Origin of the sequence: Pseudomonas sp. RC3H12 (assembly GCF_018596375.1) — a bacterium.
In the GTDB taxonomy this organism is placed as follows: Bacteria; Pseudomonadota; Gammaproteobacteria; order Pseudomonadales; family Pseudomonadaceae; genus Aquipseudomonas.
This window is the reverse complement of the sequence record NZ_CP075595.1, coordinates 4,715,794-4,730,044: the sequence shown is the minus strand read 5'-3', so window position 1 is coordinate 4,730,044 and position 14,251 is coordinate 4,715,794. Positions and strand designations below refer to the sequence as shown.

Below are 14,251 nucleotides of genomic sequence, written 5' to 3'. Positions count from 1 at the left end.
GCACTCCGTGTTTGCAGGTGATGGCCGCGTCCTGCGGCCTGGCAGAGCTTAGTGGTGTTCCTTGCCTGTTGGGCTCAAAGAGTGCGTCGAGTTTTGTCCGGCCTGGCGCCCAGATATGTGGATGCCCACCGTGTCGGACATCGGCGTGCCCCGACACGCCGACCTGCCTGGTTTCATGAAGCAGGTTGCGACCTCATTCGAATACGCCGCGCAAGGTCAGCACGAAGTTGCGTGGCTCACCGTAGTAGTTGCCGTACTCGGACGTGCCGACGCTGGCGTAGTACTTGCGGTCGAACAGGTTGTTGCCGCTCAGGGCCAGGGTCCAGTGATCGTCGACCTTGTACTCGACCATGGCGTCGTAGACGGCGTAGCCGCTCTGGCTGAAATCGAACGGGGTTTCACCCACGGTGTTCCAGTTGGCGTCGAAGCGGTAGGCCTTGCCTTCCACGTAGCTGGCGCTCTGGGCGGTTACCCCGGCGCCGACGCGCCACGCCGACCAATCGCCCGGCAGGTTGTAGACCGACCAGAGCTTGAACAGGTGCTTGGGCGTGACGGTGCTGTACAGCGTCTCCTCGCTCTGGTCATCCATCAGGTTGAGGGTATAGCCGGCGATCACATCCCAGCCCGGCAGGACTTCGCCGGTGGCCTCCAGATCGATACCCTTGCTGACCACCTTGCCCTGGCCGATGAAGCAGCAGGAGGCGCTGTAGCTGAACGGTGTGTCAGGGTAGGCGGGGTCCTTGATCGCCTGGTGTTCACGCTTGGTGTAGAACAGCGCGGCGCTGAGGTTCAGCGCGCCATCGAACAGCTCGCCCTTGATCCCGGTCTCGTAGGTCTTTCCGGTCATCGGGTCGAGGGAGGTGCCGGACTTTTCCGGGCCCTTGAGTTTCTGCGCCTGCGGTTTGTAGACCTCGGCGTAGCTGACGTAGGTCGACCACTGGTCGTCGAGCGCGTAGATCAGGCCACCGAATGGCACCAGGGTGGTCGGCTCACTGTGCGAGACCTGGTCCTGGCGAGCCCAGTCCCCGGAGCCGTCGCGATTGCGTGTGGCGTAGGCCTGTTCGAAGCTATAGCGCTGGGCGCGGGCGCCGATCACCAGCTTGAGCGGGTCGGCCAACTGCAGGCGTAGGGTGGAGTAGAGACCGTACTGCTTGCGTTTGTTGGGATAGTAGTCGCGGTAGAAGGCGTGGTTGGTGGCCTCGGTCGGCAACGGTGTCGACTGTGGGTCCCAGAGGTCGATCATGCCGCCCAGGCCGACCTTGCCCTGGGCCGCGCGCCAGCGGCTGGTGACCACCTGGTAGTCGCCACCCATCAGCAGTTCGTGTTGTCGGCCGAAGGCGTCGAAGGTGCCGGAGAGGTTGACGTCGAACACCGACTGCTTGCTCCAGCTGGAGACATAGCTGCCCCACCAGTAGGGGCCGGTGTTGCTGTTCTCGTCAACGGAGCCGTAGGGGATCACGCCTTCGGTGGAGCCTTCGTTGTACGAATAGGTGTAGGAGGTGTTGAGCTTCCAGTCATCGGAGAAGTGATGGTCGAGCTTGGCGAATAGCTCGCGGGTGTAGCTGTCGTTCCAGGCGCTGTTGGTGGTGTACCAGGTGTGCCGCGGCAGTTTTAGGTCGCCGCCGGTGCTGTAGCGCGGCAGGCCGTCGCCCACGCCGTTTTCATGAACCTTGTCGTAGCTGCCGCCGAAAGTGAGCATGGTGTCGTCGCTGACGTCGGCCTCGAGCACGCCATAGAAAAACGGCCGTTCGGTGCTGCGGTTGTCGAAGAAGTACTGGCGGTCCTGGTAGGCGGCCACCATCCGTCCGCGCAGCTTGCCGTCGAAGGCCAGGGGAGCTGTGACATCCACTTCGCTGCGATAGTTGTCCCACGAGCCCGCCGAGGCTTCGAGCTTGAGCTGGTAGTGATCGAGCGGGCGCTTGCGCACCAGGTTGACGATGCCGCCCGGGTTGCCGGTGCCGCCGAGCAGGCCGCTGGCGCCGCGCAGCACTTCGACATGGTCATAGGCGGCCAGGTCGTACTTGCGCTGGCTGTAGAAGGTGCCCAGACCGTTGCCGATGTCCATCGGTGCCGTGCCGTCGATCTGCAGGTTGTCGATCGGGAAGCCGCGGGAGATGAATTCCTGGGTGTTGAAATTGACGTTGCGCAGGGTGATGCCGGGGGTGAACTTCATCGCGTCGTCAAGGCTGACCATGCGCCGGTCCTCGATCAGCTGGCGGCTGACCACCGATATCGACTGAGGGGTGTCCTTCAGGCTTGTCGGGGTCTTCGAGCCGACGCTCACCAGTCCGGTGGTGTAGGAGCGCGTGCCCTCGGTGGCCTGGCCCATGCCTTGACCCTGAACCTGCGTGCTGCCGAGTTCCAGAGCGTCGCCAGCGCTGGCGGCGAGCTGCAGCGCCCAGTTGCCGTCGGCGGCCTGCACGGCCTTGAGCCCGGTGCCTTCGAGCATCAGGTACAACGCCATGTCGGTGGGCAACTGGCCGCGCACCGGCCTGGCCTGCTTGCCCTGCACCAGCTGCGGGTCGTACGGCAGGGTGATGCCGGCCTGCTCGGCGAAGCGGTTGAGGGCTTCGGCCAGCGGCGCGGCGGGCAGGTCGTAACGGCGCAGAGGCTGTTCGGCCAGCACGGGATGGGCCAGGCCGATGCCGGCGCCAAGCAACAGGGCCCGGGCGAGCAAGGTGGGGCGGTAGCGGGACAGCAGATCCATCGGAAGCTCCTGGGAATTGGCAGGTGTTTTTCCTGTTTGTCGAAGGAGCGGGGAAAACCCGTAAACGAGAATCGATTTTCTTTACGCCGGGAGGATGCGCACCCACAACGCGGTGCGCCATTGCAGGCGCACTGGCCAGGTGTGGGCCAGGCTGCGCAGGGCATTGTCGGTGTCGTCGAGCTGGAACACCCCGGAAACGCGCAGGTCGGCCACCGTCGGATCGCAGCCGACCCAGCCTTCGCGCTGACGGGCCAGGGTATCGGCCAGTTCGGCCAGGGGCATGTCGTTGGCGATCAGCAGGCCACGGGTCCAGGCCGAGCCCTGGGCCTGGGGATTGGCCAGGAGCTGCGCGCCATGGCGGTCGATGCGGTACTGCTCGCCGGCCTTGGCCAGTTGTTGGGCTCGCCCGGGCACCTGGATCGCGATCTGGCCCTGGTCGATGGCCAGGCGCGTGTTGCCGCGCGCCTGGCAGACATCGAATGCCGCGCCGAACGTCCACAGGCTGGCCTCGGCGCTGGTCACGCACAGGGGGCGTTGCCGGGTGTCGCCCTGCGCGCGGACATAGACCTGCCCTTCAAGCAGTTCGACCAGGCGCTCGGTCGCGCTGAAGCGCACGTTGACCGCGCTGCGGCTGTTGAGCTGCAGCTCGCTGCCATCGGCCAGCTGGACACGGCGGCGCTCTCCGGTGCGGGTGCTGTGGTCGGCCAGACTCAGGCGCCAGGGTGAGTGTTGCAATGCCGTGCCGCTCAGGCCCAGCCCCAGCAGGCCGAGGGTGAGCAGCTTGAGGGCGTGCCGGCGATCCGCCCGTTCGGGCGCCGTCAACGCACGCAGGGCAACGCCACCGGGCAGTTCGCGGGCCTGGCTGAAGCAGGCCTGGGCTTCCTGCAGGGCCTGCCAGGTGGCTTCATGGCGTGGGTCGCTCTGGCGCCAGGCAAGGCAGGCGGCACACAGTGCCGGCGCATGTTGCGCCGACTCGAGTCTGACCAGCCAGCCGATGGCCTGGTCGAGCACGTCGTCGCTCATGATTCCAGCCTTGCCAGATAGCAGTGGCGGATGGCCTTGACCATGTACTTCTCGACACTGCTCAGGCTGATCCCCAGGTGATGGGCGATTTCCTGGTAGCTCATGCCTTCCAGGCGTGACAGCAGGAAGGCCATGCGCACCTTCCCCGGTAGGCCATCGAGCATGGCGTCGATCTGCATCAGCGTCTGAAGCAGGATCAGCTGGCGCTCGGCCGAGGGCGCCTCGGGTTCGGGCAGGCTGGCCAGGGCCTGCAGATAGGCGGTCTCCAGCTTGTGTCGGCGTTGGCGGTCGATCATCAACCCTTTGGCCACGCTGCTGAGCCAGGCTCGCGGTTGGCGCAGCGTCGGGATCAGCTCCGGCCGGCCGAGCAGTTGCACGAAGGTATCGTGGGCCAGGTCAGCGGCGTTGTCGGCATGTTGCAGGCGTCGCCGCAGCCAGCCCAGCAGCCAGGCGTGGTGATCCTGGTACAGCGCATCCATGGCCTGGCGCGGCGGCGGAAGTGAGGGTGAGGGCACGACGAGCCTCTCCTGCAAAAGGAATGAGCGAGATGCAGATGGGAATCGATCTCAATCCTACGGGGTTTGCGGTCGTGTGCTCAAGAGGGCTACGGAATGTTCTGATGGGGGACGCCAAGCGCCCCCTCAGATCGTGGTCAGGTCAATGTGACCGTGGCTGCCTGCCGCAGATCACCGGAATCCCCGAACCCCGCGCCCGTGCCAGCAGCTCCTCGGTATCGTCGCCGCCCGGCAGCGCCAGCACCAGGTCGGGCCGGCTGTCGCGCAGCATGAAGACGTTGCGCAGGCGTTCGGCCAGCTTGCCGTGCAATTGCCAGTTGGGCGGATAGCGCACGATGTCGGCGCCCTGTTCGCGGGCCCAGCCTTCGATTTCGCCGCCCAGGTGCTGGCTGCCACCGTGGATCAGCACCCGGATCGGTTGCTGGCGCTGGAGGGCGTCCAGCGCCTGGCGGCAGCGGTGGTTGTCGGCGTAGTTGCGCCCCGCGCAGATCAGTACACGCATGCCCACCCCCTCAGAACCACTGGCCGAAGCGGCGGATGTACAGGGTCTTCATGCCCTGGGCCACCAGGCAGTAGCCCAGCAGGGTCGCGGCCAGCCATGGGAAGTATTCCCACGGCAGCGGCACCAGCCCGACCATCGCCCCCAGTGGCGAGAACGGGATGTAGATGCCCAGGCACATCACCAGGCCGGTGGCCAGGATCACCGGCAGCGCCGCGGTGCTCTGGAAGAACGGCACCTTGCGGGTGCGCAGCATGTGCACCACCAGGGTCTGCGACAGCAACCCCTCGATGAACCAGCCGGACTGGAACAACGCTTGCATTTCCACGCTGTTGGCGGCGAACACGTACCACATCAGGGCAAAGGTGGTGATGTCGAAGATCGACGAGGTCGGGCCGATCCACAGCATGAAACGGCCGATGTTGCGGGCATCCCACTTGCGTGGTTCGCGCAGGAACTCCTTGTCCATGCGATCCCACGGCAGCGACAGCTGGGAGAAGTCGTACATCAGGTTTTGCAGCAGCAGGTGGATCGCCAGCATCGGCATGAACGGGATGAACGCGCTGGCCACCAGTACCGAGAACACGTTGCCGAAGTTGGAGCTGGCGGTCATGCACAGGTACTTCATGATGTTGCCGAAGGTTTCGCGGCCCTTGAGCACGCCTTCCTCCAGCACCATCAGGCTCTTTTCCAGGAGGATGATGTCGGCCGATTCCTTGGCGATGTCGGTGCCGCTGTCCACCGAGATGCCCACGTCGGCATCGCGCAACGCCGGGGCGTCGTTGATGCCGTCACCGAGGAAGCCCACGGTGTGGCCATTGGCTTGCAGCGCCTTGAGCACCCGCGACTTCTGCAGCGGAGTGAGCTTGGCGAACACCGTGCGTTCTTCGACCAGGGCCTTGAGCTGGGTGTCGTCCAGGCGTTCGATGTCCTGGCCGAGCAGCGGCTGGCCGGGCTCCAGGCCCACTTCGCGGCAGACCTTGCAGGTGACCACCGGGTTGTCGCCGGTCAGCACCTTCACCTTCACGCCCATCTCGCGCAGGGCGGCGATGGCCGGGCCGGCGGTTTCCTTGGGCGGGTCGAGGAAGGTCAGGAAGCCACGGATCACCAGCTCGCGCTCGTCATCGGTGTGGTACTGGGGTTTGCCGTCAACGGCCGGAATATCACGGGTGCCAACCAGCAGCACGCGGAAACCTTCCTGGTTGTAGGCGCTGGCGGTGGCCAGCAATTGCTGGCGTCGCCCGGCATCCAGAGCGATCCGCTGGCCGCCTTCTTCGACATGGGTGGCGATGGCCAGCATTTCCTCGACGGCGCCCTTGCTCACCAGCAGGTGGTCGCCCAGGGCATCCTTGACGATCACCGACAGGCGACGGCGGATGAAGTCGAAGGGCAACTCGTCGACCTTGGCGTAGGCATAGGGTGGCTGGAAGCGCTGGTCTTCGCCAGCAAAGCGCAGCACGGCCTGGTCCATCAGGTTCTTCACGCCGCTCTGGTGATGGCTGTTTAGCCAAGCCAGCTCCAGCAGGTGCGGGGCCACCTGGCCACTGGGGTCGACGTGGTGTTCGAGGATGATGCGATCCTGGGTCAAGGTACCGGTCTTGTCGGTGCACAGCACATCCATCGAGCCGAAGTTCTGGATGGCGTTCAGCCGCTTGACCACCACCTTGCGCCGGGCCATGGCGACGGCGCCCTTGGCCAGGTTGGCGCTGACGATCATCGGCAGCATCTCCGGGGTCAGGCCCACGGCCACGGCCAGCGCGAACAGGAAGGCGTCGCTCCAGTCGCCCTTGACCACGCCGTTGAGCATGAACACCACCGGCACCATCACCAGCATGAAACGGATCAACAGCCGGCTGACGCTGTTCACGCCACGGTCGAAGGCGGTCTGGCTACGCGAGCCGACGATGGCCTTGGCCAGCGAGCCGAAATATGTGCGCTTGCCGGTGGCCACCACCACGGCGCGGGCGCGGCCGCTGACCACGTTGGTCCCCATGAAGCCGATGTTGGGCAGATCCAGCAGGCCGCTTTCATCGTTGGCGCTGTCGGCGGCGGACTTCTGCGCGACGTGGCCGAGGGTGTCGTACTTCTCCACCGGCAGCGCTTCGCCGGTCAGCACCGCCTGGCTGATGAACAGGTCGCGGGACTCGATCAGGCGGATATCGGCGGGGATCATGTCGCCGGCGGCCAGTTGCACGATATCGCCGGCCACCAGTTCGTTCATGGGCACTTCGCGCAGGCGCGCCGGCTGGTCGTGGCGCTCGCGGCGCAGCACGGTGGCGGTGGTGCGGACCATGGCCTTGAGGGCGTCGGCGGACTTGCCCGAACGGTACTCCTGCCAGAAGCGCAGCAGGCTGCTGAGGCTAACCATGGTCATGATGATGATGACCTTGGTCAGGTCCGCTTCTTCCATGTCGCCTGCGCGTACCGGCAGCCAGTAGTCGGTAACGAAGCTGATGCCGGCGAGGGTGAGCAGCACGTAGATAAAGGGGTTGTGCAAGGCCTTGAGCAATTGCACCAGGGCCGGTTGCGGCTTGTCATGGGCGACTTGGTTGGCGCCGTCGCGCTGCAGGCGCTTGGCGGCTTCGTGCTCGGTCAGGCCCAGTTCGCTGGCGTCGAGGTTGGCCAGGGTCACGGCCAGGCCGTTGCGTGCCTCGCGGGCGGCACGCATGGACAGGCGGGTGTCTTCGCCGGCTTTGCTGCGGGTGTTGTGGTCTTTTACGGTCATTTGGCTGTGCTCCTGCCGCAGGAGGCGGCACGACACACAGTCGACTCACGGTGGGGAAGGTGAGTGAACGTGTTTCGTGTCGCAACGATTCAAACAATGAAAAGCGTGGTTTTTCCGACATTTAAGTGTTCGCTGGCGAATGCCGGAAATAAGATCGGCAGCGAACTTTCTACTGGCTGATTCCATGGTCGGTTAATCCCATCTGTTAAATGGCGGGCAATAGAGTTCCAAAGAACTTTAATTACTTAAAGTTCGGAAGTTTCTGACGATTTAAATGGCGTCAGTTCAGCGAGCAGACAGCATCGCGCGCGTCACTGCAGGCAGCAACGGGCACGCTATCGACTGGGCGGTTTCAGGGGCGAGGACAAGCCCCCGTCGCGGACAGGACGGTACGGGGCCTTGTGCGCAAAGGCGCGCAGGCGAGGGGTAGAGATATCAAGGTTCATGAGCTTGCCTCCGACCGGGCGGGCACCCGGGGCGGCAAGCTACGGCGGAGCATCAGGCTCTGGCGCGGCTTGCCCGACCTAGGGGCGGGCCCGGAGTTCCGGTTCAAGTGCCTGGCGGCCAGGAGCTGCCAGACAGCGACTAGATACTGTGTCCATTGAATTCTTCGTGAGTTGAAATAAAGGCCCGTTTTTCGGGGCGGGTGAACTTTATGCAAAGCATAGCGAGGAAGTCAACCAGGAAGACGTAACTTAAACAAGTTTCATCTGCTGGGAGGGAAATTAATGCAGTGTGCGGCGCGATTACCATCGCGTGGTAATCCCGCTTCTACCTGGGCAAGGTAGAAAGCGGGCATTCATTCAAGGCTTGGCACCCAGGATGATGTGCGAGGCCTTGATCAGCGCGGTGGCCTTCACACCCGGCTTCAGGCCGAGTTCCTGCACCGCTTCGCGGGTGACGATGGCATACACTTCGGTGCCGCCGGAAAGCTTCAGCACCACCTCGGCATTCACCGCGCCGTCACCGACTCGCAACACTTCGCCTTCGAGGCTGTTGCGCGCCGACAGCCTGTAGCCGGCGGCATCGGTCATCAGCACCACCCACGGCGCCTTGACCAGGGCAACGGCCTGTTTACCGACATTGATACTGAGGTTGTGCAGGCTGGCCATGGTGACCACCGCGACCAGTTTCTCGCCGCCACCGAGAGTCAGCTCGACCTCGGCATTCACCGCGCCAGGCTGGACGGCGCTGACGGTACCTTCAAAGACATTACGGGCACTGACTTTCATGGCAAGCACTCCCTGTATCGATCGTTATTCTTTGGCGGACGGCGCCATCCTGGCTTCCAGCTCGGCGAATTGCTGCTCGAGGGCTTCGAGGCGGGCGCGTGTACGGGCCAGCACCACCATCTGGCTGTCGAATTCCTCGCGGCTGACCAGGTCGAGTTTGCTGAAGGCCCCCTGCATCAGCACCTTGAACTGGCTCTCCAGTTCGGCACGGGGCGCGGCGGTGTCGCCGCTGAACAGGCGCGAGGCCTGGTCGCTCAGGGCATCGAGGAAGGCTTTGGGCGCGAGCATGTCTGGTATCCGCTGATCACTGAAAGTGCCGCAGTGTAGCACGCCGCTTTTGCCCGCTTGCCCTGCACGCTTTTCGCGCAGGGCGGCCAAAGGTCGCGCACCGATTTTGTGCGCTTTTTCGCTGCTGGCAACTGGCCAATCCCTACCGATTCACGCAACTCCCTGTTTTCCCGATCGTTGTTCGAACTGGCAAGGTTTCTGCAAAGACCCGAGTGAGCCATGCACTGATGCAGTCCCTTGTGACCAGGCAGTGCGCAGGCGGAGCCGCAAGGTCCTTCGTCACAGGCGGATCGTGTGTCGGCGGGGAGAATGGAGCCGACGATGCGTTACAAAGCCAGGCGCTGCGCTTAGACTTGAGACGGGTTTGTTTTCCTGGGGCAAGTCCATCAAATCGGGAGAGAGTTTCATGAAGCTAGTCACTGCCATCATCAAGCCGTTCAAGCTGGACGACGTGCGCGAGTCGCTGTCGGAAATCGGCGTGCAGGGCATCACCGTGACCGAGGTCAAAGGTTTCGGCCGGCAGAAGGGTCACACCGAGCTGTATCGCGGCGCTGAATACGTGGTCGATTTCCTGCCCAAGGTGAAGATCGATGTCGCCATCGACGACAAGGACCTCGATCGGGTGATCGAAGCCATCACCAAGGCAGCCAACACCGGCAAGATCGGCGACGGCAAGATCTTCGTGGTCAATCTGGAGCAGGCGATCCGCATCCGTACCGGCGAAACCGATACCGACGCGATCTAAGCGCCAAGCAAAGCCTCACCAAACCCAACGCCCCAGGAGAAAACAACATGACTCTGCGCAAGATCGCAGGGCTAGGAGCCCTATTGTCCCTCGTAATGCCAGGGCTGGCCCTGGCCGAGGAAACTGCCGCCCCTGTGCTGAACTCCGGCGACACCGCCTGGATGCTCACTTCGACGGCATTGGTCCTGTTCATGACCATCCCGGGCCTGGCCCTGTTCTACGGCGGCATGGTGCGCTCGAAGAACGTGCTGTCGGTGATGATGCAGTGCTTTGCCATCACCGGCCTGATCAGCATCCTCTGGGTCATCTACGGCTACAGCCTGGCTTTCGATACCGCCGGTATGGAAAAGGGCGTGCTCAATTTCAACTCCTTCATCGGTGGCTTCTCCAAGGCCTTCCTCAGCGGCGTCACGCCGTCGGGCCTGACCTCGGCTACCGCGTTGTTCCCCGAGGCGGTATTCATCACCTTCCAGATGACTTTCGCCATCATCACCCCGGCGCTGATCGTCGGTGCCTTCGCAGAACGCATGAAGTTCTCGGCCATGCTGATTTTCATGGGTGTGTGGTTCACCCTGGTCTACGCGCCGATCGCGCACATGGTCTGGAGTGGTGACGGCGCGCTGATGTGGGACTGGGGCGTGCTGGACTTCGCGGGCGGCACCGTGGTGCACATCAATGCCGGTATCGCCGGCCTGGTCTGCTGCCTGGTGCTGGGCAAGCGCAAGGGCTACCCGACTACGCCGATGGCTCCGCACAACTTGGGCTACACGTTGATGGGTGCGGCCATGCTGTGGATCGGCTGGTTCGGCTTCAACGCAGGTTCCGCTGCGGCGGCCAACGGTACCGCCGGCATGGCCATGCTGGTGACCCAGATCGCTACCGCCGCCGCCGCCTTGGGCTGGATGTTCGCCGAGTGGGTTTTCCACGGTAAACCGAGCGCACTGGGCATTGCTTCGGGCGTGGTCGCCGGTCTGGTCGCCATCACCCCTGCCGCGGGTACCGTCGGCCCGATGGGCGCCCTGGTGATCGGCCTGGTGTCCGGCGTGGTCTGCTACTTCTGCGCCACCAGCCTCAAGCGCAAGCTGGGTTATGACGACTCCCTCGACGCCTTCGGCGTGCACGGTATCGGCGGCATCATCGGCGCCCTGCTCACCGGTGTGTTCGCGGCACCTGCCCTGGGCGGCTTCGGCGCGGTCACCGATATCGCCGCGCAGTTCTGGATCCAGGCCAAGGGCGTGATCTTCACCGTGGTCTACACCGCCATCGTCACCTACGTGATTCTCAAGGTCCTGGACCTGGTGATGGGCCTGCGGGTCAGCGAAGAAGAAGAGTCGGTCGGCCTCGACCTGGCTCAGCACAACGAGCGCGGCTACAACCTGTAACCGCCACGCTGGAAAACTTGCCCGGCTCGCCGGGCATTTTTTTTGCCTGTAGTTTGCCGATTCGCGCCGGGCAAACGGTTTCTCTGTCGTGATCGCGACGCAGGTAGAAAACTTACAAGTCATTGGGCGTTTCTGGAGCTTTGCTTTTTCTGCGAGCGCGCTAGAATGCGCGCCGAAGGGAGCTGGACGAGTAGTCCACACACTTCGCCACCCTTTGCTAGGCTTGCCAATAGCCTGTGGCCAGCAAGGGTTCAAAGGATTTTGTCAGGCCTTGCCAGGAGCAGGGCCTGCAGGGTGCCGGGCCTCCCATGAGGGGGCGGACACCCAGGGCAGTGGCCAACCCACGGCCAGTTGAATTTTCACTGGTGGCTGCCGGTCTACGGCTGCACCGGTCTATAACTAACCTGCTTTTTGCAAGTCATGAGGTAGAACATGAGCGACGACGATCTGGAAAATGATGACCTCGAAGTAGGCGACGAAGACGAGGCTGATGACGGCCTGGAAGCTGCGGCCGACGATGGCGCGGAAGATGCCGGCGATGACGACAGCAGCCCGGCACCTGCTGCCAAGGGCAAGTCCAAGGCGGCTGTCTCGGTAGACGAGATGCCGAGCATGGAAGCCAAGCAGAAAGAGCGCGACGCGCTGGCCAAGGCGATGGAAGAGTTCCTTTCGCGCGGTGGCAAGGTGCAGGAAGTGGAGGCCAACGTGGTCGCCGATCCGCCCAAGAAGCCGGACAACAAGTACGGCAGCCGCCCTATCTGAGTGGCTGAGCGCAAAGAAGCCCGCCGTCGCTGCGGGCTTTTTTGTGGGCGACTGTCAGTCAGCGCCAGCGTGCTAGCACGTCTGGCAACTGCGACAAACGCTGGATCTCCGCATCCGGCGCCTGTTCGCCGCTCCAGGGCTTGTGCTGGGGGTTGAACCACACCGCCCGCAGCCCGGCGCGCTGGGCGCCGGCTATGTCGTCGCCCGGGTGGTCGCCGACGTGCACCGCCGCTCCTGCGTCCACCTCGCCGCGCTTCAGCGCTTCGAGGAAAGGTGCAGGGTCCGGCTTGCCAATCCCCAGGTCTTCCGCGCACAGGGCGAAGCGGAAGTAGTCCGCCAGGCCGAGCCTGCGCACGTCGGCATTGCCGTTGGTGACCACGCCGAGGGTGTAGTGATGCCGCAGGATCTCCAGCACCGGCTGCACCTCTGGGAACACCTCGACTTGGTGCCGCGCATGCAGGAACACCTCGAAACCTTCGTTGGCCAGTTCCTGGGCGTGTTTTTCGCTGTAGCCGACCTCTTCCAGGGCATGGAACAGCACCCGCCGGCGCAGGGCGCTGATACGGTGCTTGAGGCCCGGCTCGGCCTGTACCAGGCGCTCGCGGATGGCGAACAGGTGCTCGACCGGCACGCCACCGAGAATCGGCGCGTTGGCTTCGAGCCAGTCGCGCAGGACGACTTCGGCGCTGGCGATGACCGGTGCGGTATCCCAGAGGGTGTCGTCCAGGTCGAAGGTGATCAGCTTGATGCTCATGAGTCCGTGTCCTTGCTGCGTTTGGCCCGGGGGTGGGCGCTGTCGTACACCGCGGCCAGGTGCTGGAAGTCCAGGTGGGTATAGATCTGCGTGGTGCTGATGTCGGCGTGGCCTAGCATCTCCTGCACCGCGCGCAGGTCCTGGGACGATTCCAGCAGATGGCTGGCGAAGGAATGGCGAAGCATGTGCGGGTGCAGGTGCTGGCCGAGCTCGCGCTCGCCGGCGGCCTTGACCCGCAGCTGGATGGCTCGGGGACCGAGGCGCTTGCCCTGGCGGCTGAGGAACACGGCGCTGTCCTGCGGGCCGGCGATGCCGCGCAGTTTCAACCAGGCCTGCAGCGCCTCCCGGGCCTTGCGGCCAACCGGCAGCACGCGGCTCTTGCCGCCCTTGCCTTGCACCTGCACCAGCCCGGCAGCCAGGTCCAGGTGCTCGAGGTCGAGCCCGGTCAGCTCCGACAGGCGCAGGCCGGACGAATAGAACAGTTCGAGGATGGCCTGGTCGCGGCGGGCGATGAACGCGTCGTCGACGCCGCCGTCGAGCAACTGCAGGGCGCGGTCGGTGTCCAGTACCTTGGGCAGGCGCCGCTCACCCTTGGGTGGCGCCAGGCCGTTGGCCGGATCGTGCTGGCACAGCCCTTCGCGGTTGAGGTAGCGGTACAGCCCGCGCACCGCCGAGAGCAGGCGCGCCAGGCTGCGCGAGGACTGGCCGTGATGGTGCTGGCGGGCGACCAGCTGGCGCAGTTGCTGGACCTGCAGGGCAGCCCAGCCGGCGATGCCCTGGGCGTTGCAGAATTCGATGACCTTCTCGAGATCACGACGGTAGGCCAGCAGGGTGTGCTCGGACACCTGGCGCTCGTTGCGCAGGTGTGCGCAATAAGCCTCCAGCTGGCGTTCCATCAGCGCACCGAGCGCAGAGTCTGGGTAAAGCGCGGCACCACGCGGCCGAGCACTTCGGCGATGTAGCTGAGGAACAGGGTGCCGACACTGCTCTTGTAGTGCTGCGGATCGCGGCTGCCGATCGCCAGTACGCCGTGCAGGCCCTGGTACTCGAGGGTGGCCACGGCGCTGGAGCCGACTTCCTTGTGCTGATCGTTGCCGAACAGGAACGCCAGCTCATGTTCGCGCAGGCTGCCGCTGATGGTCTTGCCGCCGCCGATCAGGCCGCCGATGGCCTGCTGCGCCTCGGCCCCGGAAACCCAGCGCCCCACGGGCGCCGCGTTTTCGCCGAACAGGATCAGGCTGACGAAGGGTACCTGGAACTCCTGGCGCAGGCTGTCCTCGACCGCCATCACCACCTCTTCCAGGGTGCTGGCGTCGAGCAGGTCGAGGATCAGCCGGCGGGTCTTGTCGAACAGCCGGTCGTTGTCGCGGGCCACGTCCATCAGTTGCGACAGGCGATGGCGCATCTCGATGTTGCGGTCGCGCAGCAGCTTGAGCTGGCGTTCCACCAGCGACACGCTGTCGCCGCGCTGGTGAGGAATGCGCTGTTCGACCAGCAGCTCGTCGTGCTCGGCGAAGAAGGTCGGGTGGGCGCGCAGGTAGGCGACCACCGCTTCGGCATCGAGCTCACTGGCCTGCGGGGATGCAACGTTAGGCTGATCGGTCATGGCGGATACTCGC

The 14,251-nt window shown here is 64.4% G+C and carries 13 protein-coding genes; 3 read left to right on the top strand and 10 right to left on the bottom strand.

Translation table 11 applies throughout. The features are described 5' to 3' along the window. Positions 1-193: 193 nt before the first annotated feature. From KHO27_RS21625 to KHO27_RS21595, 7 genes are all read right to left on the bottom strand, one after another. Positions 194-2,707 carry a TonB-dependent siderophore receptor gene (locus tag KHO27_RS21625; protein WP_214500742.1) on the bottom strand — a complete coding sequence of 838 codons (2,514 nt, stop codon included), beginning with the start codon at positions 2,705-2,707 and terminating at the stop codon, positions 194-196. A gap of 81 nt (positions 2,708-2,788) precedes the next feature. Continuing rightward, a complete protein-coding gene (locus KHO27_RS21620; RefSeq protein ID WP_110697029.1) occupies positions 2,789-3,730 on the bottom strand; it encodes a FecR domain-containing protein in 942 nt (313 codons plus the stop codon). Further along, the gene (locus tag KHO27_RS21615) at positions 3,727-4,209 is read right to left on the bottom strand and encodes a sigma-70 family RNA polymerase sigma factor (RefSeq protein WP_110697031.1); all 483 of its coding nucleotides are present in this window, start codon (positions 4,207-4,209) and stop codon (positions 3,727-3,729) included. The genes KHO27_RS21620 and KHO27_RS21615 overlap by 4 nt, the downstream gene beginning before the upstream one ends. Positions 4,210-4,387: 178 nt before the next feature. Then, positions 4,388-4,747, bottom strand: a complete 360-nt coding sequence (locus tag KHO27_RS21610) for a DUF2493 domain-containing protein (RefSeq protein ID WP_110697033.1) — start codon at positions 4,745-4,747, stop codon at positions 4,388-4,390. A gap of 10 nt (positions 4,748-4,757) precedes the next feature. Continuing rightward, a complete protein-coding gene (gene mgtA, locus KHO27_RS21605) occupies positions 4,758-7,469 on the bottom strand; it encodes a magnesium-translocating P-type ATPase (RefSeq protein ID WP_214500741.1) in 2,712 nt (903 codons plus the stop codon). 803 nt (positions 7,470-8,272) lie between these two features. Next, a complete protein-coding gene (locus KHO27_RS21600) occupies positions 8,273-8,701 on the bottom strand; it encodes a TOBE domain-containing protein (protein ID WP_110697037.1) in 429 nt (142 codons plus the stop codon). A gap of 24 nt (positions 8,702-8,725) precedes the next feature. After that, positions 8,726-8,989: an accessory factor UbiK family protein gene (locus KHO27_RS21595; protein ID WP_102683536.1), complete on the bottom strand. Its 264-nt coding sequence runs from the start codon at positions 8,987-8,989 to the stop codon at positions 8,726-8,728. A 406-nt stretch (positions 8,990-9,395) separates the two neighbouring features. On the opposite strand from KHO27_RS21595, the gene glnK reads away from it, so the two are divergent. From glnK to sutA, 3 genes are all read left to right on the top strand, one after another. Then, positions 9,396-9,734, top strand: a complete 339-nt coding sequence (gene glnK / locus KHO27_RS21590; RefSeq protein ID WP_002555808.1) for a P-II family nitrogen regulator — start codon at positions 9,396-9,398, stop codon at positions 9,732-9,734. Between the two features lie 47 nt (positions 9,735-9,781). Beyond that, entirely contained in the window at positions 9,782-11,116 is a 1,335-nt protein-coding gene (locus tag KHO27_RS21585) for an ammonium transporter (RefSeq protein WP_102683535.1), read from the top strand. Positions 11,117-11,548: 432 nt separating this feature from the next. Next, positions 11,549-11,878 carry a dormancy-specific transcriptional regulator SutA gene (gene sutA, locus KHO27_RS21580; protein WP_023632536.1) on the top strand — a complete coding sequence of 110 codons (330 nt, stop codon included), beginning with the start codon at positions 11,549-11,551 and terminating at the stop codon, positions 11,876-11,878. A 58-nt stretch (positions 11,879-11,936) separates the two neighbouring features. Here sutA and KHO27_RS21575 read toward each other — a convergent pair whose 3' ends face one another. From KHO27_RS21575 to KHO27_RS21565, 3 genes are read right to left on the bottom strand one after another with little or no spacing between them, the layout of a single operon-like run. Continuing rightward, entirely contained in the window at positions 11,937-12,632 is a 696-nt protein-coding gene (locus KHO27_RS21575; RefSeq protein ID WP_046853674.1) for an HAD family hydrolase, read from the bottom strand. After that, on the bottom strand, positions 12,629-13,528 hold the full coding sequence (gene xerC / locus KHO27_RS21570; protein WP_110697039.1) for a tyrosine recombinase XerC: 900 nt from the start codon (positions 13,526-13,528) through the stop codon (positions 12,629-12,631). Before xerC ends, KHO27_RS21575 begins: the two co-directional genes overlap by 4 nt. Next, on the bottom strand, positions 13,528-14,238 hold the full coding sequence (locus KHO27_RS21565; protein ID WP_046853676.1) for a DUF484 family protein: 711 nt from the start codon (positions 14,236-14,238) through the stop codon (positions 13,528-13,530). Before KHO27_RS21565 ends, xerC begins: the two co-directional genes overlap by 1 nt. Between the last annotated feature and the right edge of the window lie 13 nt (positions 14,239-14,251).